This is a genomic window from Leclercia sp. Colony189 (assembly GCF_009740165.1).
In the GTDB taxonomy this organism is placed as follows: Bacteria; Pseudomonadota; Gammaproteobacteria; order Enterobacterales; family Enterobacteriaceae; genus Enterobacter.
Genome location: NZ_CP046557.1, coordinates 523155 through 548104, shown reverse-complemented (window position 1 = coordinate 548104; position 24950 = coordinate 523155). Strand labels below are relative to the sequence as shown.

26 protein-coding genes are annotated in these 24950 nt (G+C 58.4%); 6 read left to right on the top strand and 20 right to left on the bottom strand.

The window, feature by feature from the left end; translation table 11 throughout:
* The first annotated feature begins 267 nt into the window (after nucleotides 1-267).
* Entirely contained in the window at nucleotides 268-2406 is a 2139-nt protein-coding gene (gene nrdD, locus GNG29_RS02645) for an anaerobic ribonucleoside-triphosphate reductase (RefSeq protein ID WP_156653792.1), read from the top strand.
* 106 nt (nucleotides 2407-2512) lie between these two features.
* Nucleotides 2513-2977 (top strand): anaerobic ribonucleoside-triphosphate reductase-activating protein, encoded by a 465-nt coding sequence (gene nrdG, locus GNG29_RS02640; protein WP_156653791.1) that lies wholly within the window; start codon nucleotides 2513-2515, stop codon nucleotides 2975-2977.
* A 3-nt stretch (nucleotides 2978-2980) separates the two neighbouring features.
* Here the strand turns inward: nrdG and GNG29_RS02635 are convergent, their stop codons facing one another.
* From GNG29_RS02635 to GNG29_RS02580, 12 genes are all read right to left on the bottom strand, one after another.
* Nucleotides 2981-3265 (bottom strand): type II toxin-antitoxin system RelE/ParE family toxin, encoded by a 285-nt coding sequence (locus GNG29_RS02635; RefSeq protein WP_156653790.1) that lies wholly within the window; start codon nucleotides 3263-3265, stop codon nucleotides 2981-2983.
* Nucleotides 3255-3497, bottom strand: coding sequence for a type II toxin-antitoxin system RelB/DinJ family antitoxin (locus GNG29_RS02630; protein ID WP_103178029.1), 243 nt, complete (start codon nucleotides 3495-3497; stop codon nucleotides 3255-3257). Before GNG29_RS02630 ends, GNG29_RS02635 begins: the two co-directional genes overlap by 11 nt.
* A 77-nt stretch (nucleotides 3498-3574) precedes the next feature.
* Nucleotides 3575-5485, bottom strand: a complete 1911-nt coding sequence (locus GNG29_RS02625) for a transcription antiterminator (RefSeq protein WP_156653789.1) — start codon at nucleotides 5483-5485, stop codon at nucleotides 3575-3577.
* Nucleotides 5486-5504: 19 nt separating this feature from the next.
* Nucleotides 5505-6641 carry a lactonase family protein gene (locus GNG29_RS02620; protein ID WP_156653788.1) on the bottom strand — a complete coding sequence of 379 codons (1137 nt, stop codon included), beginning with the start codon at nucleotides 6639-6641 and terminating at the stop codon, nucleotides 5505-5507.
* 54 nt (nucleotides 6642-6695) lie between these two features.
* Nucleotides 6696-7436 (bottom strand): 2-dehydro-3-deoxy-phosphogluconate aldolase, encoded by a 741-nt coding sequence (gene dagF, locus GNG29_RS02615; protein WP_103178026.1) that lies wholly within the window; start codon nucleotides 7434-7436, stop codon nucleotides 6696-6698.
* Entirely contained in the window at nucleotides 7433-8551 is a 1119-nt protein-coding gene (locus GNG29_RS02610; RefSeq protein ID WP_156653787.1) for a DgaE family pyridoxal phosphate-dependent ammonia lyase, read from the bottom strand. Before GNG29_RS02610 ends, dagF begins: the two co-directional genes overlap by 4 nt.
* Nucleotides 8535-9668, bottom strand: a complete 1134-nt coding sequence (locus GNG29_RS02605; RefSeq protein WP_103178024.1) for an amidohydrolase/deacetylase family metallohydrolase — start codon at nucleotides 9666-9668, stop codon at nucleotides 8535-8537. Before GNG29_RS02605 ends, GNG29_RS02610 begins: the two co-directional genes overlap by 17 nt.
* A gap of 42 nt (nucleotides 9669-9710) precedes the next feature.
* Complete coding sequence (locus tag GNG29_RS02600; RefSeq protein ID WP_103178023.1) at nucleotides 9711-10352, bottom strand: DUF4310 family protein; 642 nt, start codon at nucleotides 10350-10352, stop codon at nucleotides 9711-9713.
* Between the two features lie 13 nt (nucleotides 10353-10365).
* Nucleotides 10366-11142, bottom strand: a complete 777-nt coding sequence (locus GNG29_RS02595) for a DUF4311 domain-containing protein (protein WP_039030609.1) — start codon at nucleotides 11140-11142, stop codon at nucleotides 10366-10368.
* 22 nt (nucleotides 11143-11164) lie between these two features.
* Nucleotides 11165-11464, bottom strand: a complete 300-nt coding sequence (locus GNG29_RS02590; protein ID WP_006810338.1) for a DUF4312 family protein — start codon at nucleotides 11462-11464, stop codon at nucleotides 11165-11167.
* Nucleotides 11465-11466: 2 nt separating this feature from the next.
* Nucleotides 11467-11829, bottom strand: a complete 363-nt coding sequence (locus tag GNG29_RS02585) for an SFCGS family glycine-rich protein (protein WP_006179053.1) — start codon at nucleotides 11827-11829, stop codon at nucleotides 11467-11469.
* Between the two features lie 10 nt (nucleotides 11830-11839).
* Nucleotides 11840-12178: a glycine dehydrogenase gene (locus GNG29_RS02580; RefSeq protein WP_103178022.1), complete on the bottom strand. Its 339-nt coding sequence runs from the start codon at nucleotides 12176-12178 to the stop codon at nucleotides 11840-11842.
* Between the two features lie 418 nt (nucleotides 12179-12596).
* Between GNG29_RS02580 and GNG29_RS02575 the strand changes: the two genes are divergently transcribed.
* On the top strand, nucleotides 12597-12752 hold the full coding sequence (locus GNG29_RS02575; RefSeq protein ID WP_156653786.1) for a Hok/Gef family protein: 156 nt from the start codon (nucleotides 12597-12599) through the stop codon (nucleotides 12750-12752).
* Nucleotides 12753-12820: 68 nt separating this feature from the next.
* On the opposite strand, the gene cybC is transcribed toward GNG29_RS02575, so the two are convergent.
* Both cybC and pmbA read right to left on the bottom strand, forming a co-directional pair.
* Entirely contained in the window at nucleotides 12821-13204 is a 384-nt protein-coding gene (gene cybC, locus GNG29_RS02570) for a cytochrome b562 (protein ID WP_156653785.1), read from the bottom strand.
* A gap of 225 nt (nucleotides 13205-13429) precedes the next feature.
* Nucleotides 13430-14782 (bottom strand): metalloprotease PmbA, encoded by a 1353-nt coding sequence (gene pmbA / locus GNG29_RS02565; protein WP_156653784.1) that lies wholly within the window; start codon nucleotides 14780-14782, stop codon nucleotides 13430-13432.
* 95 nt (nucleotides 14783-14877) lie between these two features.
* Here pmbA and yjgA point away from each other — a divergent pair, with 95 nt between their 5' ends.
* Nucleotides 14878-15429 carry a ribosome biogenesis factor YjgA gene (gene yjgA, locus GNG29_RS02560; RefSeq protein WP_156653783.1) on the top strand — a complete coding sequence of 184 codons (552 nt, stop codon included), beginning with the start codon at nucleotides 14878-14880 and terminating at the stop codon, nucleotides 15427-15429.
* Nucleotides 15430-15530: 101 nt separating this feature from the next.
* Here the strand turns inward: yjgA and mpl are convergent, their stop codons facing one another.
* A complete protein-coding gene (mpl, locus tag GNG29_RS02555) occupies nucleotides 15531-16904 on the bottom strand; it encodes a UDP-N-acetylmuramate:L-alanyl-gamma-D-glutamyl-meso-diaminopimelate ligase (RefSeq protein WP_156653782.1) in 1374 nt (457 codons plus the stop codon).
* Nucleotides 16905-17083: 179 nt separating this feature from the next.
* Between mpl and fbp the strand changes: the two genes are divergently transcribed.
* Nucleotides 17084-18082 carry a class 1 fructose-bisphosphatase gene (gene fbp / locus GNG29_RS02550; protein ID WP_103178013.1) on the top strand — a complete coding sequence of 333 codons (999 nt, stop codon included), beginning with the start codon at nucleotides 17084-17086 and terminating at the stop codon, nucleotides 18080-18082.
* Nucleotides 18083-18241: 159 nt separating this feature from the next.
* On the top strand, nucleotides 18242-18595 hold the full coding sequence (locus GNG29_RS02545; RefSeq protein WP_103178012.1) for a LysR family transcriptional regulator: 354 nt from the start codon (nucleotides 18242-18244) through the stop codon (nucleotides 18593-18595).
* Here the strand turns inward: GNG29_RS02545 and GNG29_RS02540 are convergent.
* The 5 genes from GNG29_RS02540 to ytfQ all read right to left on the bottom strand — a co-directional run bounded on the left by GNG29_RS02540 (nucleotide 18570) and on the right by ytfQ (nucleotide 24815).
* A complete protein-coding gene (locus GNG29_RS02540; RefSeq protein ID WP_103178011.1) occupies nucleotides 18570-20138 on the bottom strand; it encodes a methyl-accepting chemotaxis protein in 1569 nt (522 codons plus the stop codon). The two genes, GNG29_RS02545 and GNG29_RS02540, sit on opposite strands and share 26 nt — an antisense overlap.
* Before the next feature lie 93 nt (nucleotides 20139-20231).
* Nucleotides 20232-21230: a galactofuranose ABC transporter, permease protein YjfF gene (gene yjfF / locus GNG29_RS02535; RefSeq protein WP_103178010.1), complete on the bottom strand. Its 999-nt coding sequence runs from the start codon at nucleotides 21228-21230 to the stop codon at nucleotides 20232-20234.
* Entirely contained in the window at nucleotides 21217-22242 is a 1026-nt protein-coding gene (gene ytfT / locus GNG29_RS02530) for a galactofuranose ABC transporter, ATP-binding protein YtfT (RefSeq protein WP_168191997.1), read from the bottom strand. The genes yjfF and ytfT overlap by 14 nt, the downstream gene beginning before the upstream one ends.
* A 10-nt stretch (nucleotides 22243-22252) precedes the next feature.
* Nucleotides 22253-23755: a galactofuranose ABC transporter, ATP-binding protein YtfR gene (gene ytfR, locus GNG29_RS02525; RefSeq protein ID WP_156653781.1), complete on the bottom strand. Its 1503-nt coding sequence runs from the start codon at nucleotides 23753-23755 to the stop codon at nucleotides 22253-22255.
* A gap of 103 nt (nucleotides 23756-23858) precedes the next feature.
* Nucleotides 23859-24815, bottom strand: a complete 957-nt coding sequence (gene ytfQ / locus GNG29_RS02520) for a galactofuranose ABC transporter, galactofuranose-binding protein YtfQ (RefSeq protein WP_103178007.1) — start codon at nucleotides 24813-24815, stop codon at nucleotides 23859-23861.
* Nucleotides 24816-24950: the final 135 nt, after the last annotated feature.

Sequence of the window (24950 nt, the reverse complement as noted above, 5' to 3'; positions counted from 1 at the left end):
TCTGTACACTTCGTTTTTTACCTTGTCCTGAATCAAATAAATCGCAAACTTGTTTGATGCAAATCACTACATATAGAACTTAGAATGCTCGCCGACCCAAGATGTTGTATCCATGGTCTATTATTGCCACAAGACCACGAAAACCACACAACATAAAATTGTGGATAAAAAGGGTCGAAATCAGGAGAAATCGCGCACGCGTCGAGAGTTACGCTCCCGCGCCTTTTTCCTGCCTCTGTGGATAACCTGTTCTTAAATGGAGTGATCATGACACCGCATGTGATGAAACGAGATGGCTGTAACGTGCCTTTCAAATCAGAGCGCATTCAGGAAGCGATTCTGCGTGCAGCTAAAGCAGCGGGAGTCGATGACGCAGATTACTGCGCCACCGTCGCAGAGGTGGTCAGCAACCAGATGATGGGCCGCAGCAAGGTCGACATTAACGAGATCCAGACCGCGGTGGAAAACCAGCTGATGTCCGGCCCCTACAAGCAGCTGGCGCGCGCCTACATTGAATACCGTCACGACCGGGATATTGAACGTGAAAAACGCGGCCGCCTGAACCAGGAGATCCGCGGCCTGGTGGAACAGACCAACTCCGCGCTGCTCAACGAAAATGCCAACAAAGACAGCAAAGTGATCCCCACCCAGCGCGACCTGCTGGCCGGTATTGTGGCTAAACACTACGCCCGTCAGCACCTGCTGCCACGCGACGTGGTGCAGGCTCATGAGCGCGGGGATATTCACTATCACGATCTCGACTATTCGCCGTTCTTCCCGATGTTCAACTGCATGCTGATCGACCTGAAGGGCATGCTGACCCACGGCTTCAAGATGGGCAACGCCGAGATCGAACCGCCAAAATCGATCTCCACCGCCACCGCAGTGACGGCGCAGATTATCGCCCAGGTCGCCAGCCACATTTATGGCGGCACCACCATCAACCGGATCGACGAAGTACTGGCCCCGTTTGTGACCGCCAGTTTCAACAAGCATCGCCAGGTGGCGGAAGAGTGGCAGATCCCGGATGCGGATGAATATGCCCGCTCCCGCACCGAGAAAGAGTGCTACGACGCCTTCCAGTCGCTGGAATATGAGGTGAACACCCTGCACACCGCCAACGGTCAGACGCCGTTTGTCACCTTTGGCTTTGGTCTGGGCACCAGCTGGGAATCGCGCCTGATCCAGCAGTCCATTCTGCGCAACCGCATTTCCGGCCTCGGCAAAAACCGCAAAACCGCGGTCTTCCCGAAGCTGGTGTTCGCCATCCGCGACGGCCTGAACCACAAGTTCGGCGATCCGAACTACGACATCAAACAGCTGGCGCTGGAGTGCGCGAGCAAGCGCATGTATCCGGACATTCTGAACTATGACCAGGTGGTGAAGGTCACCGGCTCGTTCAAAACCCCCATGGGCTGCCGCAGCTTCCTCGGCGTGTACGAAGATGAGAACGGCGAGCAGATCCACGACGGGCGTAACAATCTGGGCGTGATCAGCCTGAACCTGCCGCGCATCGCGCTGGAAGCCAAAGGCAACGAAGCAACATTCTGGAAACTGCTGGACGAGCGCCTGGTGCTGGCGCGTAAGGCGCTGATGACCCGTATCGCCCGTCTGGAAGGGGTCAAAGCCCGCGTCGCCCCGATCCTCTATATGGAAGGGGCCTGCGGGGTACGCCTGAAGGCCGACGATGACGTGGCGGAGATCTTCAAGAATGGCCGGGCCTCCATTTCGCTGGGCTATATCGGCATCCACGAAACCATTAATGCGCTGTTTGGCGATAAGCACATCTACGACAGCGAAGCCCTGCGTGAGAAAGGTATCGCTATCGTCCAACGCCTGCGCGACGCGGTGGATCGGTGGAAAGAGGAGACCGGCTACGGCTTCAGCCTCTACAGCACCCCGAGCGAAAACCTGTGCGATCGCTTCTGCCGCCTGGATACCGCCGAGTTTGGCGTGGTGGAAGGTGTTACCGATAAGGGCTACTACACCAACAGCTTCCACCTCGACGTGGAGAAGAAGGTCAACCCGTACGACAAGATCGATTTTGAAGCGGCCTACCCACCGATCGCCAGCGGCGGCTTCATCTGCTACGGCGAATACCCGAACATTCAGCACAACCTGAAGGCGCTGGAAGACGTATGGGATTACAGCTATCAGCACGTACCCTACTACGGCACCAACACGCCTATCGACGAGTGCTACGAGTGCGGCTTTACCGGTGAGTTCGAGTGCACCAGCAAAGGCTTCACCTGTCCGAAATGCGGTAACCACGACGCCGCCCGCGTCTCCGTGACCCGCCGCGTGTGCGGCTACCTCGGCAGCCCGGACGCCCGTCCGTTCAACGCCGGCAAGCAGGAAGAGGTGAAGCGCCGGGTGAAGCATTTAGGGAATGGGCAGATCGGGTAACCCTCTGCCACATTTATGCCCGGTGGCGCGCAGCGATCCGGGCCTACAATTCGCATTCACACTGTAGGCCGGGATCGCTACGCGACACCCGGCGTGGTTATACGCTATGAAGTATCATCAATATTATCCTGTCGACATCGTCAACGGCCCTGGCACCCGCTGCACCCTGTTTGTCTCCGGCTGCGTTCACGAATGCCCCGGCTGCTACAACAAAAGCACCTGGCGACTGAATTCCGGCATGCCGTTTACCGCGGAGATGGAGCAGCGGATCATCGACGATCTCAACGACACGCGCATCAAACGCCAGGGGATTTCGTTATCCGGCGGCGATCCGCTGCACCCGCAAAACGTGCCGGATATCCTGAAGCTGGTGCAGCGCATTCGCGCCGAGTGCCCACGCAAAGATATCTGGGTGTGGACGGGCTATAAGCTGGACGAACTGAACGATGAGCAGATGCAGGTGGTGAATCTGATCAACGTGCTGATCGACGGCAAATTTGTGCAGGATCTGAAAGATCCGATGCTGATCTGGCGCGGCAGCAGTAACCAGGTGGTACATCATCTGCGTTGAGTCTTAAAGCCGTTGATTTGCGTCGTGATAGACGGCTGATTTTTCGCGTTTTCCCACTGCGACCACAAATACCGTAATGACCTTATCCCTGACCTGATATACCAGCCGATAACCGGACGAACTGAGTTTAATTTTGTAGCAGCCCGGTAAGCCATGTAGCCTGGCAGACTCTCTTCGCGGGTTTGACAGGACGACTGCCAGCTTCTTCTTAAACTGACTCTTAACCGTATCACCCAGTTTCTGCCACTCCTTTAGCGCACGTGGATCGAATTCCAGCTCATAGGTCATCCAGACTAACCTTGATCCCTTTTTGCGGATTCGCCAGCCGTTCCCTGACCGTCCTGATCAGTTCATCTTCGCTGTCACTTACCGTCACGGTTTTGACCGGCATGCGGCCATTTTCCGCGACATACTGGAACAGAAGCCGAACGGCTTCCGTCGGGGTAATGTTCAGTTTTTCCAGCACGGCATATGCCTCGTTTTTGAGTTTGTCATCCAGACGGACGTTAAGCGTGGCCATTATGCCTCCGGTAAAAACGAATGTGTAATGCAGTTTAGCATTACATTCGCATTACATCGAATTCTGGATAGCGCCTCTCAAAACCGGCTCAAACTCTCCATCGCCACGGTTTTAAACTCCGTGAAGTCGTGACATTGACAGAGCCGCGTCATCGCCCGTTCGCGCAGGAAGGTGACGAAGATATCGTAGATGGCCATCGCCTCTTCATACTCGCTTTTACTGATCGCCAGCAGGAAGATCACGTGCGCGGTTTCATCCCCCCACTGGATCCCCTGCGGGGCCAGCACGGTGTAGACCACGGTTTTTTGCGCCAGCAAACCGAGGGAGTGCGGCAGGGCGATGCCGTCGCCGAGCAGGGTGCTGACGATGGCCTCGCGCTCCACCACCGAGTCGAGAAACTCCGCATCCACAAACCCCTCCTCCTGTAGCTGACCGCACAGCTCACGGAACAGCGTCTGCTGGTCGATGGGTTGATTAATCACGCGGAAGTGGCTGGCATCAAAGTACTTTTCCAGCATCCAGGGGCGCGTTCTGTCCACCAGCACCAGCTTGCCGATCTGCTCGAGCTGATAGTCGGTCGGGAACGGGGCAATCATCACCACCGGCTTGGCTTTTTCGCCGATCCGCGCGGTGGAGATGACGAAATCTTCGCTGATGTTCTCGCACTGCTCATACTCCCGCAGCGTCAGCACACGCGTTACCTCGATTTGCGGATACTTGCGCTGCAAAACGGCCTCGATCATCCGCACCATCGCGTTGCCCGCGTCGCACACCAGCATCACCCGCGGCTGGCGCTGATAGCCAATGTTGTAGTGGCGTTCCAGGCCGACGCCGATATGCAGCACCAGGAAGCCAATCTCGTTTTCGCTGATCGCATACGGGGTGTACTTGCCCCAGCTCGACACCGCCGCCAGGGTCATGTCCCATTCCATCGGATAGTGCTGCTTGATGTTATCCAGCAGCGGATTGGGGATCATGATCTGGTAGCGCACCCGGGTGATCATGGTTTTTATGTGGGTCAGCAGATCCGCGTGGAGCTGAGCGTCCGCGAGGAGGTTGTAGTTATAGTGGGTGTTGATATAGCCCAGGATGTAGTTCACCAGCGCCTCTTCATCATCGGCGTTGATGGCGCTGGGGGAGATCTCCTGTACCTGGCGGGCGGCGATATGCACCCCCAGCCAGGTCACCTCCGAGGGAGACAGCGTTTTATCGGCCAGCCGGGCGATGGCGCTGGCGATATCCCGCGCGGCGTCGCGCACGTTCTCGGCCACCTCTTCGGCGTTAAACTCCGGCAGCGGATAGCCTTCGCTGATGCGTCGCACCGTTACCGCGCCGTAGAGCCGTAAAAACAGCTCCCCCTCGTCGGTCAGACGGATATGGTGACGGGTAAAGGTCTCATGCAGGACGGCGGCGAGCTGCTCCGGCACGCCGGCATTGAGTGCCACTTCCGTCACCAGCGGATTAAGGTTGTCCTGCTGCGCCAGCTGCCACAGCAGATCGGTGAGGCAGGCGCGGATCGCCATCTCGCTGCCAAACAGCTTCATGCCGTGACGCGGGCGGGTCTCCAGGGTCAGGCGATAGCGATGAAACCACTCGCGCACCTCCGCCATATCGCTCTGTAGCGTGGCGCGGCTGACAAACCACTCGTCGGCCAGATCCTCCAGCTTGAGGGAGAATGCCGAGGTGAGAAAGCGCACCACCAGGTAGTGCACCCGCTCCTGGCTGGTGCGCGGAATACGCAACGTCCGCGGATGCGAAGCCTGCAACAGCTGATAGCGCGCCGGATCGTCAATTTTCAGTTGATAGCCGTTACCGCGGCTGAGGATAAACTGCGCCCCGTTCCCCGCCAGCAGCGCGTTCAGCGCGGTGATATCAGCCCGGACGGTACGCGTGGAGACCGACAACCGTTGCGCCAGTTCGTCCTGCGGCAGCGTCTCGTTTTGCAACATCTCGAACAGTTGCGCTAAACGTTGGTTGGGAAATCGCACGGGGTTGTCCTCTTACAGCTTAGGGTGAAATGACCATCTGGGATGGGCTGCCGACCGGGGTATAGTCTGGCTCGACGCTCAGCTTGCCGTCCTGCGCCACGCGAAACCGGGTGATGTTGTCGCTGCGCTGGTTCATGACATAGAGCCAGCGCCCCTGTTTATCGAGCGTCAGGGTGCGCGGGTAATCGCCACGCGTCCAGACATCGTCCTGATGCGTCAGCGTACCCTCCGCCGTTACGGTAAAGTGGCCGATGCTGTTATGCAAACGGTTAGCAACATACAACTGTTTACCATCACCACTTAACGCCAGCCCGGCGGCAAAACTGGTGCCCTTGTAGCCGGCTGGCAGCGCAGAGACACTCTTGCCCTCTTTCAGCGTGCCGTTGGCCTCTACGGCATAATGGGTCAGCGTAGACGCCTCTTCGTTAATCAGCCACAGGGCATCACCTTTTGGCGTAAAGACGAAATGGCGCGGTCCGGCCCCTTTCGAAGAGGCGCTGATAAACGGCGGATCGTTCGGGGTGAGCTTCCCGGTGCGATCGTCAAAACGGTACTGATAGATACGATCCAGCCCCAGATCGGTTGAAAAGACAAACTTCCCGCTCGGATGGGCGGCGATCATGTGCGCATGGGGACCATTGTGATCGCTAATGGCAAAACTGCCCTCTACGGCGGCTTGGGGTTTCGCGGCACCCGGTTCGCCTTGATCCTGGTGGGTATCCGTGGCATTACCCAGGCTGCCGTCAGCGTTGATCGGCAGCACCGCAATAGATCCGCTGACATAGTTGGCCACCAGCAGGTGCTTGCCGTTCGGCGTCAGCGAGAGATAGACCGGTCCCGCACCGCCGGAGGCCACCTGATTCAGTTCGCTCAGCTCGCCGTTATCATTTACCCGCAGCGCCTGCACCACCCCCTGCTCCACTTCGCTTGCCAGATAGAGCGTTTTGCCGTCGTGGGAGGCGGTTAACTGCGCGGCGTTCGGCAGTTTGCTCACCAGCGTTTTGTTGGCGAGCGCGCCGGATTGCGGATCGACGGTAAAGCGGTAGAGCCCTTCGCCGTTGGGGTTGTAGGTCCCCACCCAGGCGTACTGCGTCTGGGCGACAGCGGCGGTGGCAAGTATTGAGAGTGAAGCGACAAGCAGGTTACGGGTATGCATGGTGGCTCCTGAACGTGTTTCCCTCCCCCGGCGGGAGAGGGTTAGGGTGAGGGACTACTTAACCTGTTTTTTCGTCATCTCCAGCAGCGTACGCACATCTTCCGGACGCGTATCCCCGCTGGCTTTGTCGATAATCGAGCTGTAGATATGCGGGATGATCTTGCTCACGCCTGCATCGAGGGCGATCTGCAGGATCGCCTCAAAGTTGTCCAGATCGATACCCCCGGTCGGCTCCAGCCAGAAGTCGTGCCGGGCGCACGCTTCCGCCACCGCCTGGTATTCGTCCCGGCACTTCAGACCGCCCATCGGGAAGTATTTGATTGAGCTGCCGCCGAAATCTTTCAGCAGGGCAATGGCCGTTTCCACCGGGACGATCCCATCTGGTGCCGCGCTGCTCAGCGGGCCGGTGGAGATCTTCACCATCCCGACGGTGCCGGTGGGGGAGACCAGACCGTTGACCACGGACTCGCTCTGCCCCAGCAGCGCGCGGCTGGTCGCCACGCCGGTAAAGACCTGGTTGACGTGCTGCGGCTGCACCTGACGGGCGATCTCGCTCACCATCGCCGACTGGTTCGGGTCACCTGCTCCCAGCCCTACGGAGAGGGCGTTATCGATAAGCTGAGCGTACTCGCGCATATCCGCCACCGCGCTTGCCACGTCCGGGTAGTTTTTGGAGAGTACGCCCACCAGTACATGGCCCTCTGCGGCTTCGTAGATGGCGCTGGCGTTGGCTTTCGAGCCGGCCAACACGTTCAGGCAGACGCGGTCGCGGTAAAAGTTAGGGGTCAGTTTCATGCGGTTTTCTCCTGGCCTAATACTTCGCTGATGCGGCGGTAGACAATGTTCAGCTGGTCAGCGGTGACGCTGCGCACGTCCGCTTCGATAATCCCTTCGTTCGCTTTATAGCCGCGGAAGTAGATGGCGTATTCGCCCTGCTTCAGCGCATGCACCAGATCGCCGGTGCCGACGCCGGTGGTGGCTTCGTCGAACTTAATCTCGGTGCGGGCGATATCGCGGCCCGCGCTGTCCCACACCACGCGGGCGGTCACGCCGTTCAGGGTGTTGAGGGCGTCGATAAACGGCGTCATCTTCGCCACCATCTCCGCCCCGCTCTCTTTGGTCGCCGTCAGATAGTGTTCGATGGCGCAGGTGAGGCCCAGAATGCCCTCTTTACCCACCTTCATCGCCCGGCCAATGCCCGCCGTCTGGCGTTTGACCCACTCCACATACTGGGTTCTGCCAATCACCAGCCCGCTGGTTGGCCCTTCGATCGCCTTCGCGCCGCTGTAGATAACAAGAGACGCCCCGGCTCGATAGTAAGTGTGCAGATCCTCTTCCGCTGCGGCATCGACGATCAGCGGCAGGTCGTGTTTACGCGCCACTACTGCCGCCTGCTCCACGCTGAGCATGCTCTTCTGCACGCAGTGGTGCGATTTGATGTAAAGGATCGCCGCGGTGCGCGGGGTGATGGCCGCCGCCAGCTGATCGGCGGAGCATTCGTTGGCGTAGCCCGCTTCCACCAGTCGGCCGCCGCCCAGCGCCACCATGGTGCCCACCGGCGCGCCAAAGTTAACGTTGTGGCCTTTCGGCAGCACGATTTCGTTGTTCTCAATCGGAGTGACGTGCAGGTTTTCCAGCAGCCAGTCGCTGTCTTTCACCAGCACCGCCGCCACGGACTGGGCGATGCCCGCCGAGGCGCAGGAAACGACGGTTGCCTCTTCCACATCCAGCAGCTTCGCGATGTATTCGCCGGTTTTGTTCACCAGATCCTTCATCTCGAAGTACTGGTTCATCCCCGCCATTGCCGCCTGCACCACTTCCGGGCGCGGGGTGGAGACGCCGAGCGCCGTCATGCGCCCGGAGGTGTTAATCACCTGTTTTAAATTGTATTTCTCAAAAATTGAAGGCATGTTCCGTGCTCCCTTGTTCGGTCATGTAGCCCTTGCCCGCGCGGATCGCGGCAAGCGGCACCAGAATGTGTTCAGCCTGCAGGCTGTCGTTTTCGGCATCCACCAGCAGCGTTGGCTGGCGCTTAAGGGTGAAGAGCGTCAGGTCGGCGTCGAGACCCGGCTGAATGCGGCCTTTGCGCGTCAGGCGCAGGCCGTCGGCGGCGTTGGCGGTGACGCACTCAATCACCTGCGGCAGCGACATGCCGATGGCGAGGAATTTTGACATTACGCTCGCCAGCGAGCCGACCGGGCCGTTAAGGCGGTTGCGGCAGTAGATATCCGAGCTGATGGTGTGCGGCAGAATGCCCATCGCGATGGCGCGTTTTGCCACCTCAAAGCTGAAGCTCGCGGTGCCGTGGCCGACGTCGAGGCGCACGCCGCGCTTCAGGGCGGAGGTGATGGAGGCGCGCAGCTCCCCGGAGGGGGTCAGAATGCGGTTCGGTTTGCCGTTGTAGCAGTGGGTGATGATGTCGCCTGAACTCAGCAGTTCGGCGATTTCGTCGAGGTTTGGCGGGTTGTTGCCAATGTGCACCATCAGCGGCAGATCGCCGTTCTCTCTCTGGATGGCCTTCGCACGTTCCAGCGGCGTAATGCCATTCTCGCCCACCACGCTGCTGCTCATGCGCGCTTTCAGGCCGACGATAAAATCAGGGTGGCGCTTCACCGCCTGCTTCACCGCGTCGGCGTCGATATTGGCCATGTTCGCCAGCTCGTTCTGGGCAATCAGCCCCACGCGGGAGATGTTCAGCAGGGCAAAGACCTCGGTTGTGGCCTTGCGGGTGATGGCGTAGAAATCGTCCACGTCGTCCGCCCCGGTGCTGCCCGCGTCCACCACGGTGGTGACGCCGGTGGCGATGCCGACGCTGTCCGGCTCGTCGTGATAAATCGGCGAGTTCGGGTAGCAGTGAACGTGGGAGTCAATCCAGCCTGCGCTGACCCAGGTGTCACCGTTAAGCTCAACGGTGTGCTGTGCGGGATCGGTGATGTCGCCAACCGCCGCGATCTTCCCGTCCTGAATGGCGATATCGGTCAGGGTATCGTCGGTGAGGCGCGCACGGCGCAGGAGTAAATCAAACATGGGGTTCTCCTGAGAAGACGGGCGCCGGAGCGCCCGCGGGTATTAAAGGGCGACCGGGAACAGCCAGCCCAAAAGCATTGCGCCGAGGATGGCGCCACCGGTAATCGGCTTCTGCCAGATATAGAACAGCAGTGCGCCCAGCAGGGAACCGATGCCGATCGGGATCGAGGCGGTCATCGCGCTGAGGATAATCAACGGCCCGAGGAAGCGGCCGGAGGCGTTACCGGCGCCCATCATCACGTCTGCCCCATAGGTGGAGTTGCTCTGATTGATGGTGAACTTACGCGCCAGGATGATGACGTAGCCAATCGCCAGGCCAATCACCAGGCCGGTTGCCAGCGAGGCGATAAAGTTGGTCACCGGGAACATGATGCCCGCCCCCAGCAGCAGCGCCGGCACGCCTAAGCCGACGCCGGTCTGGATCGCCCCGCCGATATCCAGGATCCCCACCAGGGAGCCTTCGATAATACGGGCGAACAGGAAGCTGGCGCCGAACGCCGCCACCGCGCCGTAGGCACCGGTATCGATGCCCGCTTTCAGCATCGCCACGAAGGCCACTTCGTTAAAGGCGCCGATGCCGTAGAGGTAGTACATGTGCGTCCCGGCGAAGACGCCGGAGGAGAGCAGGCCAACAAAGATCGGGAACGACCAGTCGGCATACCAAAAACCTTTATTCTGTTCCATTTAGAGGCTCCTGTTACTTGCCGCTGAGCGAGTTGTGGATCATGTCGAGCCAGTTCGGCACGGTCAGATGGAAGGATTCGATCATCTTCATGTCGAAACCGCGGAAGAAGCCGCTCAGCACGAAGAGCAGAACGATGGCCGCCATCATCACTTTGGTGACGTGGTTCCAGCCGCTCTCTTCCACCCCTTTACCGATCAGGATCCCCAGCACCAGACCCGGCACGGCGTTACCCATAATCAGCTGCGCCGCGCCGCCAAAGACGGTGGCCCAGAAGCCCGATTTTTTACCCGCGTCGATGGCCGCCAGCCAGAAGATCACCGGCATCACGGTGTTGACCAGCAGGTTTGCCGCCGGAACCAGCACCTTAACGGCGGTGACCTGCAGCGCAGCCGGAACGGAGGAGGCGGTGAGGTTCAGGAAGGTGACGACAATCATGCCGATCACGCCGCAGGCGATCGCCATTTTGCGGGGATCGTGCAGCGTCTCGCCGACGTTGCGGTTTTTGATCATCAGCGCTGCGGCACCCCAGTTCGGGATGATGCGGTGGTCAACGTCCTGGGTGAAGGAACCCGCCGCAACCGACGAGGCCCAGGCGTTAAAGAAGAAGCCTAACCCAAAGGAGAAGTGGGACGCTGGATCCCCCTCGCAGGAGTTCAGCTCCCCCAACGTACGAAACGCGCCCATACCCTGTGTGGTAGGCGCATGAAACATGCGTGCAGCCCCGGCCCCAACGCCGACGCCAACCAGGCCGCCGATGATGAGCGATTTTATTAAAATTATCAGGAACATTCGTCTGCCCTATTAGTAAGAATCAGCGTTGCGTGACAAAGTCCACCTGGTCCAGATTGATGGCAGTCACGTTGACGGTCACGTCCAGCTCCACGCTGTAGGTGCGTCTTTCCCGGCGCAAAAAGAAGAACAGAAACGCCTCTTTACGCACCGCTTCTTGCGCCTGAACAACCTGCACATCCTGTGGCTCAATACGCAGTAAGATATGCGGCGATGCTTTCATCACCGCGGCCTGAACATGGTTCAGCGCGTCGGCAAAGGCGCGCGCTTTGGCGTCGCCCTTGCCCTTCACTCTCACCGTGGTGGTGAACTGTTCTTTCATGCTTATGCGCCGTGCTTCTTCTGCCACGCCTGAACCAGACGCTCGCCCAGCTCTTCTTTATCCATAAAGCCAAAGCCGAGCACGTTGCAGCCTTCGTTGATGGCGGTCACCCCCTCATCGACCGAGCGCATGCCGTACTTCGCTTTGTAGCCATATTTGGTCTGGGCGGTAATGGCACCCGCGCCGCCGCTGCCGCAGAAGGAGATACCGAAGGTGGCGTTCTCCGCCTTCATCACGTCGCCCAGCTTCATATCTGCCGCCATGCCCGGTACTACGACCGCGCGGCCACCCGCTTTTTCAACGCCTGCTGCAACCTTCTGGCCTTTACCCAGGCGATCGCCGATGACCACTGTAATTTGTTCCATGATGTGCTCCTTAAAGGTTGTCTTTGGCGACTTCGAAGTGAACGGAGAGCAGCCAGGCTTCTTCATCAGGAAGATTGCCAAACTGCGCCACCACTTCACGGGCAAGCCGCATGGATTCTGGTGAAATTTCGTCAAACAGGTCAGCCTCGACCTCCGGCAACGGCTCGCCGGTTACCGACCGGTGCGCCATGGCGCGAACGTGGGAGGTCAGCATCTGCTCCTGAACGGCATTGGGGATAATGTGGTGATGACTAAGCAGGGCGAAAGTCTGCCTGAGCATGGTGTCGGCCAGCTGTTCAGTTTGCGCCGCCTGGTCTCCAGTGTCGTTTATTACCGTTCCGTTAATCACTCGTCTTACCCCGTTATTGGCTCTGGGATAAAACTAACGCCGGGTGTCAGGGGTTTGTAGCGAGTTGTTTTCCACTTCGAAGTGGAAAGGAGAGCGGCACCAGTGATCTGTGCCACATAATTGCTCTGAATAATGATTTTTCGCTGGCCTAACGTGATGAATATCACGCTCCTGAGCGGGAAAAGGGGCATTGCAGAAGTGAAAAAGTTTACGAGCAGACTCGTAGAAGTGTGAGCTGGATAAGGTTTTCTTATGAGGATTCGTTAGAGTGGCCGTGGGTGCTTGAGACTGACCGTCTCATGCATGGGACGGGAAGTGGAAAGCCCCGCCTGACGAAAAATCAGGGCAGGGGCTCGAAACGACACGTCGCAACCGTGGAGTTCGCTACCTCGCCCGCTTTAAAAGCAAGGAGGCATCCATGAAACGCAGAGATCCCAGTATCAGGGTTTTGATGATCATTTCTTTGACAATAATCATCTTAACGCTGGTGACGCGGAAAACGCTTTGCGAGATCCGTTTCCGAAACGGTTCCCTTGAAGTGATAGCGCAAATGGATTGTCGCTCCGGATTGTAGGAGCAAACCGGCGGAGGCGTTTAGTGCGCCTCCGCACACGGGGAGAGGACGTAAGGCTCAGGCACCCATTAACGGTATTTTTTGTGATAGGTATTGCGCGTGGTAACAAAGCCATCGGCTGCCGCCTGGGCCTCTTTCACTTTACCTTCGTTCGCCAGCTTCAGCGCGCCGTCAATCTGCCCCACCAGCGTCTCAAGACCGTGGCGGAAATCTTTCATCTCCGGGCTGTTTTCCGCTTTGCCTTCCAGCTTTGGCGGGGTCTCTTTTTGCGCGTCTACCGCCGCGGTACGCATTTTGGTTAACGCCTCTTTCATCTCTGCCGCATTGTCCGTTTTCTGCACCACCTTCAGGTTTTCGCTGAGGGTGTCCATATTGTCTTCCAGGTCGGCCAGGACCGAGGTGCTCATGACCAGCGATGACGCTGCGAGGATAGCTAACAGGGTTTTACGCATTGCTCACTTCCTTTTTATTATTAAAAAAACCGACTAATACCCTAAATAATTCGCGTTGCAGAACAAGGCACACGTGCCTTGAACAGCGCTTGCGCTGGCTCCAAAGGGGCGAGGCCATAGGCCGAGTAACGCGGCAAGCGCGTGAATCCCCGGGAGCTTACATAAGTAAGTGACCGGGGTGAGCGCGCGCAGCCAACGCATCTGCGGCGTGAAGTATGACGGGTATTACTGACCGGCGATCTTCATTTCCGGTAACAGAACAGATCCGCACTGGATATTGCTGCGCGTCTCAATATCGTTCCCCACCGTCACGATATTACGCCACATATCTTTCAGGTTACCGGCGATGGTAATTTCGCTCACCGGATACTGAATCTCACCGTTTTCCACCCAGAAGCCAGACGCCCCGCGCGAGTAGTCGCCGGTGACGCCGCTTACGCCCTGCCCCATCAGCTCGGTGACCACCAGCCCGGTGCCCATCTCTTTCAGCATCTGCTCAAAGCCCAGGCCCTGGCCCGCAATGCGCCAGTTGTGGATGCCGCCCGCATGGCCGGTGCTCTTAAGCCCCAGTTTGCGTGCGGAGTAGTTGGTCAGCAGCCACTGGGTCAGGATGCCCTCTTTGACGATATCGCGACGCTCGGTGCGAACGCCCTCGCTGTCGAACGGCGTAGAGGCCAGTCCTTTCAGCAGGTGCGGGTGCTCTTCAATGGTCAGCCACTCCGGCAGGATTTGCGTACCCAGCGCATCAAGCAGGAAGGTGGATTTACGGTAGACCGCGCCGCCGGCAATCGCGCCGACCAGATGCCCAAACAGACCGGTTGCCACTTCATTGGCAAAGATAACCGGTGCTTTCATGGTAGAGAGTTTACGCGGAGCCAGGCGGGATAAGGTGCGTTTTGCACACTCCGCCCCAACCCACTCTGGCGACTGCAGATCGCCCATCGCGCGGCCAATGGTATAGGCGTAATCGCGCTCCATGTCGCCGTCCTCTTCGGCAATCACGCAGCTGGAAAGAGAGTGACGGGTGGAGCAATAGCCCTGCAACATGCCGTGGCTGTTGCCAAAGACTTTAATGCCGTAGTGGCTGTTAAAGCTGCCGCCTTCGGTATTGGTGATGCGCTTATCGGCATTAAGGGAGGCCTGCTCCGCGCGAGCGGCAAACTCAATGGCTTCGTCCGGGGTCACTTCCGCCGGATGGAAGAGATCCAGATCCGGGGCCTCAAAGGCCAGCAGCTCTTTGTCAGCCACCCCGGCATAGGGGTCCGGGGAGGTATAGGAGGCGATATCCAGCGCCGCCTGCACGGTCCGCGCAATGGCGTCAGGGCTTAAATCGGTAGAGGAGGCGCTGCCTTTACGGTTCTGGTGATAAACAGTAATCCCTAATGCGCCATCGCTATTAAATTCAACGGTTTCCACTTCGCCATAGCGGGTGCTGACGCTCAGGCCAGTGGTTTTGCTGACGGCGACTTCTGCCCCGTCCGATTTCGCTGACGCCAGCTCCAGGGCCATGGAGACGGCCTCTTCCAGTGCTTTACGCTGCGCTGCAACTTGTGAGATCACTTTCATCGTAAATGCCATAATGTAAGGTGTAGTTAGCTGAAGTCTAACAGAGAACCGTTTCTCAGTACGCGTCTAAACTGGTAACATTAGCCTCTTTTTTTAAGGAGCCTGACATGACTAAGCAGCCCGAAGACTGGCTCGACGACGTTCCCGGTGATGACATCGAAGACGAAGATGATGAGATCATCTGGGTCAGTAAAAGTGAAATTAAACGCGACGCCGAAGAGTTAAAACAGCTTGGTGCGGAGATGGTAGAGCTGGGTAAAAACGCGCTGGATAAAATCCCGCTCGACCCGGATCTGCGTGCCGCCATCGAACTGGCACAGCGCATCAAGAAAGAGGGCCGTCGCCGCCAGCTTCAGTTGATTGGTAAATTATTGCGCCAGCGCGACGTAGAGCCGATTCGCCAGGCGCTGGATAAGCTGAAAAACCGCCACAACCAGCAGGTTGCGCTGTTCCATAAGCTGGAGCAGATCCGCGATCGTCTGATTGAACAGGGCGATGACGCCGTACCGGAAGTGCTGAACCTGTGGCCGGACGCCGATCGCCAGCAGCTGCGCTCTCTGATCCGTAACGCGAAGAAAGAGAAAGAGGCGAACAAGCCGCCGAAGTCTGCACGTCTGATTTTCCAGTATCTGCGCGAGCTGTCTGAGAACGAAGAGTAATCCGTGCGGTTTTGCGCCGGATGGCGGCGTAAACGCCTTATCCGGCCTACAAGGTCGTGCAACGAGTAGGCCCGGTAAGCGCTAGCGCCACCGGGCTTTTTTTACTCTGCGGCCTCAGCCTTTTTCGCCAGACCGTCCAGCAGTTTCTGATGGATCCCACCAAACCCGCCGTTGCTCATCACCAGAATGTGATCCCCCGGCTGCGCGGTTTTCACCACCATCTCCGCCAGCGTATCCACGTCGGCACTCCAGTGCGCAGGCTGGACGCAGGCTTCGGCCACTTCCGCCACCTGCCACGGAATGTGCTGCGGTTGCAGGAGGAAGACCTCGTCCGCGCGACCTAAAGAGGGGGCTAAATCGTCTTTGCAAATCCCCATCTTCATGGTGTTGGAGCGCGGTTCCAGTACGGCCAGAATGCGTGCCGTGCCGCCCACTTTGCCGCGCAGGGCAGCCAGCGTCGCGAGGATCGCGGTCGGGTGATGGGCAAAATCGTCATACACCGTCACGCCATTGGCTTCGCCGCGCAGCTCAAGACGACGACGGGCATTGATAAAGGAGCCCAGCGCGTTGGCCGCATCGGCAGGCAAGACGCCCACATGACGGGCCGCGGCGATTGCCATCAGGCCGTTATGCATGTTGTGCTCGCCCACCAGCGCCCACTGCACTTCCCCGACTTTTTCGCCATCCAGCAACACTTCCCAGCGGGAGGCATCGTTGGTGAGCTTTTTCGCCTGCCAGTGGCCCTGCTCGCCCACCAGCTCTTGCTCGCTCCAGCACCCCATCGCCAGGGTCTGCTTCAGGTTAATGTCGTTCTCCGGCAGGATGATGCGTCCCTGGCCCGGCACGATGCGCACCAGGTGGTGGAACTGCTTCTGAATCGCTTTCAGGTCGTCGAAAATGTCCGCGTGGTCAAACTCAAGGTTGTTGAGGATCAGCGTGCGCGGGCAGTAATGAACGAACTTGGAGCGTTTATCAAAGAACGCGCAGTCATATTCGTCCGCCTCAATAACAAAGAACGGGCTCTCGCCCAGGCGGGCAGAAACGTCAAAGTTCCCCGGCACGCCACCAATCACAAAGCCCGGCTTGTAGCCGCAGGCTTCGAGGATCCACGTCGCCATGCCGGCGGTGGTGGTTTTGCCGTGGGTTCCCGCCACCGCCAGCACCCAGCGATCGCGCAGAACGAAATCATGCAGCCACTGCGGCCCTGACATGTAGGGAATATTCCTTTCCAGCACGGCTTCTACGCAGGGATTACCCCGGGTCATGGCGTTTCCGATAATCACCAGATCCGGCTGCGGCTCCAGCTGGCTGGCGTCGTAGCCCTGAATCAGATCGATGCCCTGGTTTTCCAGCAGCGTGCTCATCGGCGGATACACATTGGCGTCCGAACCTGTCACCTCATGGCCAAGAGCGCGCGCCAGCATAGCCAGGCCGCCCATGAAAGTGCCACAAATCCCCAATATATGAATGCGCATACGTCACTATCCTTCTTCAATGTGGCGCACATTTTACGCATATGTCAGCAGCAGAGAAATGCATTTCAGGAAAATCTGTAGCAAGCTGGCGCGATTCACCTCTGCGCGACAATTTGAAAGTTTGTTAAGATTGTTGGGCATCAACAACTTTACTCAACATCCAATGCAGGGAAAGTGTTATGAAAACGTTAGGTGAATTTATTGTCGAAAAGCAGCACGAGTTCTCGCATGCTACCGGTGAGCTCACTGCTTTGTTGTCGGCAATAAAGCTGGGCGCCAAGATCATCCATCGCGATATCAACAAAGCCGGACTGGTCGATATCCTGGGTGCCAGCGGTGCTGAAAACGTGCAGGGCGAAGTTCAACAGAAACTCGATCTGTTCGCGAATGAAAAACTGAAAGCTGCACTGCGCGCGCGCGACATCGTTGCGGGGATCGCCTCCGAGGAAGAAGATGAAATCGTCGTCTTTGAAGGGTGTGAACACGCCAAGTATGTCGTCCTGATGGATCCGCTGGATGGCTCCTCCAACATCGACGTTAACGTCTCTGTCGGCACCATTTTCTCCATTTACCGTCGCGTCACCCCTGTCGGCACGCCGGTCACCGAAGAAGATTTCCTGCAGCCGGGCAATAAACAGGTTGCAGCGGGTTATGTGGTATATGGCTCCTCCACCATGCTGGTCTACACCACCGGCTGCGGCGTGCACGCCTTTACCTACGATCCGTCGCTGGGCGTATTCTGCCTGTGCCAGGAGCGTATGCGCTTCCCGCAGAAAGGCAGCACTTACTCCATCAACGAAGGGAACTACATTAAATTCCCGGCCGGGGTTAAGAAGTACATCAAATTCTGCCAGGAAGAGGATAAATCGACCCAGCGCCCTTATACCTCGCGTTATATCGGCTCCCTGGTGGCGGATTTCCACCGTAACCTGCTGAAGGGCGGCATCTACCTCTACCCAAGCACCGCCAGCCACCCTGAAGGCAAGCTGCGCCTGCTGTATGAGTGCAACCCGATGGCCTTCCTCGCCGAACAGGCGGGCGGTAAAGCCAGCGACGGCAAAGAGCGGATTATGGATATCATTCCTGAAAGCCTGCACCAGCGCCGTTCGTTCTTCGTTGGCAACGATCATATGGTTGACGACGTGGAACGCTTTATCCGTGAATTCCCGGATGCCTGATTGTTGAGTTTGACCAAAAGGGGCCAACTGGCCCCTTTTGTTTTTCCAGATATTTATATCTTTGTTGGTATAAAACTATATAAAAATCCTGCTGTAACCCATTGAAACCTTGCGTCATCATGACGGCGTTCAAATAGTGTTCAATGGGAATCAGCCGATATGAAAAACCTCTCTCGCTCATCCACTGGCATCGACCTCAATCTGATCCCGATATTTATTGAAGTCGTCAGGTGCGGGAGCATGGCCAAAGCCTCTTTACGTCTGGAGATGTCCAGGCCAGCAGTCAGCCTGGCCCTGAAACGCTTTGGCATGCTGTTTAATGAGCCGCTGTTTACCCGTAAGGGGTTGTTCCTGGAGCCAACGCCATACGCGCTGAAGCTGTCCGCCGAGATGGAAAAGCTGCTGGGCGCCATTCATGACTATATCGCCCACACCCCGGCTGGCGCGGAAAGCCTCCCGACGCCAGCGGCGCCGGAAGGCGATAAGGCTACGCCTGTTGCGACGACAGCCTGAAGAGTGACATCGCCTCGATGAGCTCGCGGGATTGCTCTTCCAGCGAGCGCGTCGCGGCGGAAGATTGCTGGACCAGCGCCGCATTTTGCTGCGCGGTTTCGTCCATCTGGTTGACCGCAATATTCACCTGCTCAATACCACGGCTCTGCTCGTGCGACGCATTGGCGATCTCACGCATCAGGCGGGTCATGCGCATCACCTCGTTGGCGATCTCGTCCATGGTTTCCCCCGCCTGCTGCGCCAGTTCGCTGCCTTCGCTGACGTGCGCCTGGGAATCGCTGATGAGCGTGCGGATCTCTTTTGCCGCATCGGCGCTACGGCTGGCGAGGTTACGCACCTCGCCGGCCACCACCGCAAAGCCGCGCCCCTGCTCACCCGCGCGGGCGGCTTCCACCGAGGCATTCAGCGCCAGAATATTGGTCTGGAAGGCGATACCGTCGATCACGCTGAGGATATCGGCGATACGGTCGGCGCTGCCGGAGATATCGCGCATCTTCTCAATGACATAACAGACCATCTCGCTGCCGCGGTCAGCGGTATCAGACATCGTCTTCGCCACCTGATGCGCCTGCTCGGCGTTGTGGGCGTTCTGCTTCACCGTGGCGGTGATCTCTTCCATGCTGGCCGCGGTCTGCTCCAGCGAGGTGGCGGTGGATTCTGTACGCTGGGCAAGGTGCATATTGCCTGCGGTCAGCTCCCGGCTGCCGGTATCAATCTGCGAGCTGGCGTCACGCACCCGCAGCACCGAGCCCATCAGCGACTGGCGCATCTCCTCAATGGCGGCGTTGAGGCGGTTAAATTCCTGGCTTGCGGGGGTGGTCAGGGCGTGGGTCAGATCCCCGGCAGCCACGTGCTCAAGCTGGGCAATAGAGGAGGAGAGCGGCTTCAGCAGCATATGACGAAGCGCCAGCCACGCCAGCACGATAATGCCCGCGGTCAGCAGCGCGGCGACGATGATCAGCAGCATCACCCGACTTTTACTCGCCTGTACCGCGGCGACTTCAGCTTTGCCGCGGCTGTCGCTCCAGGCCTGGAAGGCCTGCATATCGTTATCAAACTGACGCGCTACCGGCACCAGACGGTTCTCCAGCAGATCGTAATAGTCATCCGCATTCTGCGCATTCAGGGCGTTCTGCATCGGCACGATCCCCTGGGCGTTGTACGCCGCCAGGCTCCCGGCGAGCTGCTTCAGCAACCGATCGCCTTCTGGATCGTTTATCCCACTATCGATCACGCTTTTCAGCGTGGTTTGCGCCTGTTTGAGTTCGTCATTGATGTTTTTCACCGATTTTGTGGCGTCATCCAGCAGCCCCACCTCCATCATGCGGACGGCCTGCCCCGCCTCGTTGCGCGCGCGCAGGATCAGGGTGTAGCCCGAGTTGAGCTGCACCAGCTGTTCGCCCTGAAGATGGTTAATGCGCTGTAAAGAGGAGGAGCTCTGGGTGAGGGCATAAATGCCGATACCGCTGACAAGCAGCAGCAGAAGGGTCATAACGGCCAGTAACGAAAGCAAGCCGGTACGAATCGATAGCGTTTTAAGCATGATGTAATTTCCGGTAGCGAGATAAATCTGGACAGAATTAAGGGTTATCGGCCGCTACCGGAAAAGATTTAGACTTGACGTAAATTCAGGCGCTTATAGCTTGCTGGTGGTGCTCACCCGTGTGACAGGCGAGTTCTGGCGGTTCTCCCAGAGCACCGTCAGGCCGCGCTGCAGGGCGATAAAGATGAACAGCAGAATGCCAATCGCAATCTTGGTCCACCACGAGCTGAGGGTGCCGTCGAAGTTAATATAGGTCTGGATCAGCCCCTGGATCGCCACCCCAAACAGCGTGCCCAGCACCGTGCCGACGCCGCCGCTGAGCAGCGTGCCGCCAATCACCACCGAGGCAATCGCGTCCAGCTCCACCCCTACCCCTGCCAGCGCATAGCCCGCCTGGGTGTAGATGGAGAAGACGATCCCCGCCAGCGTCGCCAGCCCGGTGGAGAGCATATAGATACGAATGGTGGTGCTACGGGTGGAGATCCCCATCAGGTTCGCCGAGGTGGCGTTACCGCCGATGGCATACACTTCGTTGCCAAAACGGGTGCGGTGGGCGAGGAAAATGCCGATCACCACCACGCCCAGCATCACCAGACCGAGAATACTCAGACGGCCGCCGCCGGGGATTTTCCACGCCAGGCTTGAGAGGGTGTCGTAGACCGGATGGTTAATCGGGATCGACTCCTCCGACACCAGATAGCTGACGCCGCGCAGGAAGAACATCCCGGCGAGGGTGATAATAAACGCCGGGATCTTCAGGGCGTCGATCAGCAACCCCATAAAGGCGCCAAAGGCGCAGCCCATCACCAGCACCAGCGGGAAGGCCAGCAGCGGGGAGATCCCCCAGTAGCCAATCGCCTTAGCCAGAAAGACGCCGGTAAAGGCGATCACCGACCCGACGGAGAGGTCGATCCCGCCGGAGAGGATCACGAAGGTCATGCCGACGGCGATGATCCCAAGGAAGGCGTTGTCGGTCAGGATGTTGCAGATCACCCGCGTCGAAGCAAAACCGGGGAACTGCGTCAGGCAGTAGAGATACCCCAGCACAAATACGCCCAGGGTAATCATGAGCGGTAAATTACGTTTTATCATGACCACGCATCCCCTTAATGAGACTGATAAAGCGCGGCGACTGCACGATGAGCACGCAGAGCACCACCACCGCTTTCACCACCTGGTTGAGTTCCGGCGGGAAACCCGACAGCAGGATCCCGGTGTTCATCCCCTGGATAATCAGCGCGCCAATCACCGACAGCAGCAGGTTGAAGCGCCCGCCCATCAGCGAGCCGCCGCCAATCACCACCGCGAGGATCGCATCCAGCTCCAGCCAGAGCCCGGCGTTATTGGCATCGGCCCCGCGAATATCGGCCGCGACGATAATCCCGGCAATGGCGGCGCATACTCCGCTCAATACGTAGGTGAGCATCACCATCAGACGGGTGCTGACCCCGGCGTTTTTCGCGGCGCGAATGTTAATCCCCACCGCTTCGATAAACATCCCGAGGGCGGTTTTGCGGGTGAACAGCCAGAAGGCGATCAGGGTGACCACCACAATAATCACCGGCGTCGGGAAGAAGAGCAGCGATCCGCTGCCAATCCACGCCAGATTCGGGGCGTTGAAGGTGACGATCTGCCCGGAGGTGATCAGCTGCGCCACCCCGCGTCCGGCCACCATTAAAATGAGGGTGGCGACAAAGGGCTGGATTTTGAGGATCGCCACCAGGATGCCATTCCACAATCCCGCGAGCACGCCGGTGCCCAGCGTCGCCAGCAGCACCACCGGCAGGCTGTGTCCGGCCACGGTCATCGAAGCCGCCGTCGCCCCCGCAATCGCCATCACCGCCCCGACCGACAGGTCGATACCGCCGGTGGCAATCACCAGCGTCATGCCGATCGCCAGCAGGGCGACCGGCGCGGCGCGGTTTAAGATATCAATCGGACTGCCGAACAGGCGGCCATCCTGAAGGATAATTTGATAAAAATGCGGCGAAACGAGGCTATCCACCAGTAATACCAGGATCAGCGCAATGATTTGCGGCGTACCGGTGGGCCAGCTGAAGCGGCGCTTCGTCTCGCCGGTCTGAGAAAGTGAACGTGACATCACGATCTACTCCTTATGCCGCAATGGCGTTCATGATTGCCGGAACGGAGAGCGCGTCCAGCGGGATCTCGGCCACCTGCTGACGGTCGCGCATGATGATCACCCGATCCGCATACCCCACCAGCTCCTCCAGCTCCGAGGAGATCACCAGCAGCGCCAGACCGTCGGCGCAGAGGGTTTCGATCAGGCGGATAATTTCCGCGTGCGCCCCCACGTCGATACCGCGGGTCGGCTCGTCGAGGATCAGGAACTGCGGTTTGGTCAGCAGCCAGCGTGACAGCAGCACCTTCTGCTGGTTACCGCCGGAGAGAAATTCGATTGGCTGCTCCGCGCTCGGGGTGCGGATGCCGAGCTGGCGAATAAAGCGCTCGGCAATCACATTTTGCTCTTTACGGGGAATGGGACGCAGCCAGCCGCGCTGGGCCTGCAGGGCCAGAATGATGTTCTCGCGCACCGAGGCGGCGGCGATAATGCCGTCGGTCTTGCGATCTTCCGGGCAGAAACCGATCCCCAGGCTGGAAGCCTGATGCGGGGAGCGCAGCGTCTGCGGTTTACCTTTGATCAGCGCAGTGCCGCTGTCGGCAGGTTTAATCCCGAAGATCACCTCTGCCGTTTCGGTACGTCCCGATCCTAACAGCCCCGCCAGTCCGACGATTTCGCCCGGGCGCACCTCGAGATCAAAGGGCGCAATGGTGCCTTTCTTGCCGTACCCTTTAAACGCCGCCACTGGCTTCTCGCTGAGCAGCGTCCGGCCCACACGCTGCAGGGCATTGCTCTCCAGCTCGCGGCCCAGCATCATTTTGACCAGCTCGATTTGCGGCAGCTCGCGGGTTTCGCGACAGCCGACGAAGCCGCCGTTACGCAGGACGGTAATGCGGTCGCTCACCTCATACACCTGATCGAGGAAGTGGGTGACGAAAATCAGGCTCACCCCCTGGTCGCGCAGCTGGCGCATCAGGGTGAAGAGCATCTCGACCTCCTGGGTATCCAGGCTGGCGGTAGGTTCGTCGAGGATCAGCACTTTTGCCGAGAGATCGATAGCCCGGCAGATGGCGACGATCTGCTGCATCGCCACCGAGAAGCGGTTAAGCGGCTCGCGGACGTCGAGAGAGAAACCGTATGACGCCATCAGTTTGGTGGCGCGGTCTTCCATCTCTTTACGGCGCAGCAGGCCAAAGCGCCGTGGCTCGCGGCCGATAAACAGATTATCCGCCACCGACATATTCGGCAGCAGGTTCACTTCCTGATAGACCGTCCCGATACCCAGCTGCTGGGCATGGGCGGTATTTTTAGGCGATATAGCGTGGCCTTCCAGCCAGATGGTGCCGCGATCGGCATGATAGACACCGGTCAGGGCTTTAATCAGGGTCGATTTTCCGGCGCCGTTTTCGCCCAGCAGGGCCATGATCTCACCACGCCGCAGGCTGAAATCGACGTTATCCAGCGCTTTTACGCCGGGAAAATATTTGCTCAATCCTTCTGTGCGGAGGATTTCCTGGTGTTGGTCTGTGGTCATGGTTCCCCCTGCATCATGTCGGATGGCGCTACGCTTACCCGGCCTACAAAAAGCGAGCCGAAGGCCGGGCAAGCGCAGCGTCGCCCGGCATTTTCAGTCGAGCTTAGTAGCCCATATTTTTCTTCTTCTCTAACTCTTCTGCAGCGGTATCAGGCAGATAGAGCGTGGACTTGGTGATCGTGACTTTCTCCGGCATGGTGCCGTCTTTCTTGAATTTCTCCAGCGCGTCAAAGGCCGGACCTGCCATGTTTGGCGTCAGCTCCACGCTGGCGTTGGCCTCTTTGTCGATCATCGCTTTATAGATATCCGGTACGCCGTCGATAGAGCCGGTCAGGATGTCGGTGCCCGGCTTCAGGCCCGCCTCTTTGATCGCCTGGATAGCGCCGATCACCATGTCATCGTTATGGGCGTAAACCATGCAGATGTTCTTGCCGTTGTTCTCGGCTTTGATAAAGCTCTCCATGACCTCTTTCCCTTTACTGCGGGTGAAGTCGCCGGACTGAGAACGGATAATCTTGATGTTTGACGCTTTGGAGATGGCATCAGCAAAGCCTTTCTTACGGTCGATGGCCACGCTGGCGCCCACGGTGCCCTGCAGCTCAACCACATTACACGGCTTGCCATCCACCTGTTTCACCAGCCATTCACCAATCAATTTGCCTTCCAGCACGTTGTCGGCAGTAACGGTGGTCATATAGAGAGATTTGTCTTTTACATCGATGGAACGATCGAGCAGGAAGACCGGAATTTCGGCATCTTTCGCTTCTTTCAGAACCGGCTCCCAACCCGTCGCTACGACCGGCGCAATGAAGATGGCGTCAACGCCCTGAGCGATAAAAGAGCGTACCGCTTTGATCTGGTTTTCCTGTTTTTGCTGGCCATCGGCGATCTTCAGCGTGATGCCGCGTTTTTCGGCCTCACTCTTCGCGACGTTGGTCTCAGCGGCGCGCCAGCCGGACTCTGAGCCGACCTGGGCAAATCCTACGGTTAAGGGGGCGGCCATCGCCATAGACGACATGGCTGCCGAAACTGCTGTGACAAGAAGTAAGCGCTTCCACATAAGTGCGTCCTCGTAGGGGAGTTTATTGTTGGGTAAAAAATGTTCTGCGAAGAGACTATAGACAATGCGAGATGTAACGAAGTGTGTTACATCACACTTCAGAAAAGTGAATAAAACGTTAATCACAACTTTGTA

Bases quoted from the DNA above. Each gene is read 5' to 3' on its own strand.
- nrdD (WP_156653792.1), top strand. From the start codon at position 268: ATGACACCGCATGTGATGAAACGAGATGGCTGTAACGTGCCTTTCAAA.
- nrdG (WP_156653791.1), top strand. From the start codon at position 2,513: ATGAAGTATCATCAATATTATCCTGTCGACATCGTCAACGGCCCTGGC.
- GNG29_RS02635 (WP_156653790.1), bottom strand. From the start codon at position 3,265: ATGACCTATGAGCTGGAATTCGATCCACGTGCGCTAAAGGAGTGGCAG.
- GNG29_RS02630 (WP_103178029.1), bottom strand. From the start codon at position 3,497: ATGGCCACGCTTAACGTCCGTCTGGATGACAAACTCAAAAACGAGGCA.
- GNG29_RS02620 (WP_156653788.1), bottom strand. From the start codon at position 6,641: ATGCATACCCGTAACCTGCTTGTCGCTTCACTCTCAATACTTGCCACC.
- dagF (WP_103178026.1), bottom strand. From the start codon at position 7,436: ATGAAACTGACCCCTAACTTTTACCGCGACCGCGTCTGCCTGAACGTG.
- GNG29_RS02610 (WP_156653787.1), bottom strand. From the start codon at position 8,551: ATGCCTTCAATTTTTGAGAAATACAATTTAAAACAGGTGATTAACACC.
- GNG29_RS02605 (WP_103178024.1), bottom strand. From the start codon at position 9,668: ATGTTTGATTTACTCCTGCGCCGTGCGCGCCTCACCGACGATACCCTG.
- GNG29_RS02600 (WP_103178023.1), bottom strand. From the start codon at position 10,352: ATGGAACAGAATAAAGGTTTTTGGTATGCCGACTGGTCGTTCCCGATC.
- GNG29_RS02595 (WP_039030609.1), bottom strand. From the start codon at position 11,142: ATGTTCCTGATAATTTTAATAAAATCGCTCATCATCGGCGGCCTGGTT.
- GNG29_RS02590 (WP_006810338.1), bottom strand. From the start codon at position 11,464: ATGAAAGAACAGTTCACCACCACGGTGAGAGTGAAGGGCAAGGGCGAC.
- GNG29_RS02585 (WP_006179053.1), bottom strand. From the start codon at position 11,829: ATGGAACAAATTACAGTGGTCATCGGCGATCGCCTGGGTAAAGGCCAG.
- GNG29_RS02575 (WP_156653786.1), top strand. From the start codon at position 12,597: ATGAAACGCAGAGATCCCAGTATCAGGGTTTTGATGATCATTTCTTTG.
- cybC (WP_156653785.1), bottom strand. From the start codon at position 13,204: ATGCGTAAAACCCTGTTAGCTATCCTCGCAGCGTCATCGCTGGTCATG.
- pmbA (WP_156653784.1), bottom strand. From the start codon at position 14,782: ATGGCATTTACGATGAAAGTGATCTCACAAGTTGCAGCGCAGCGTAAA.
- yjgA (WP_156653783.1), top strand. From the start codon at position 14,878: ATGACTAAGCAGCCCGAAGACTGGCTCGACGACGTTCCCGGTGATGAC.
- mpl (WP_156653782.1), bottom strand. From the start codon at position 16,904: ATGCGCATTCATATATTGGGGATTTGTGGCACTTTCATGGGCGGCCTG.
- fbp (WP_103178013.1), top strand. From the start codon at position 17,084: ATGAAAACGTTAGGTGAATTTATTGTCGAAAAGCAGCACGAGTTCTCG.
- GNG29_RS02545 (WP_103178012.1), top strand. From the start codon at position 18,242: ATGAAAAACCTCTCTCGCTCATCCACTGGCATCGACCTCAATCTGATC.
- GNG29_RS02540 (WP_103178011.1), bottom strand. From the start codon at position 20,138: ATGCTTAAAACGCTATCGATTCGTACCGGCTTGCTTTCGTTACTGGCC.
- yjfF (WP_103178010.1), bottom strand. From the start codon at position 21,230: ATGATAAAACGTAATTTACCGCTCATGATTACCCTGGGCGTATTTGTG.
- ytfR (WP_156653781.1), bottom strand. From the start codon at position 23,755: ATGACCACAGACCAACACCAGGAAATCCTCCGCACAGAAGGATTGAGC.
- ytfQ (WP_103178007.1), bottom strand. From the start codon at position 24,815: ATGTGGAAGCGCTTACTTCTTGTCACAGCAGTTTCGGCAGCCATGTCG.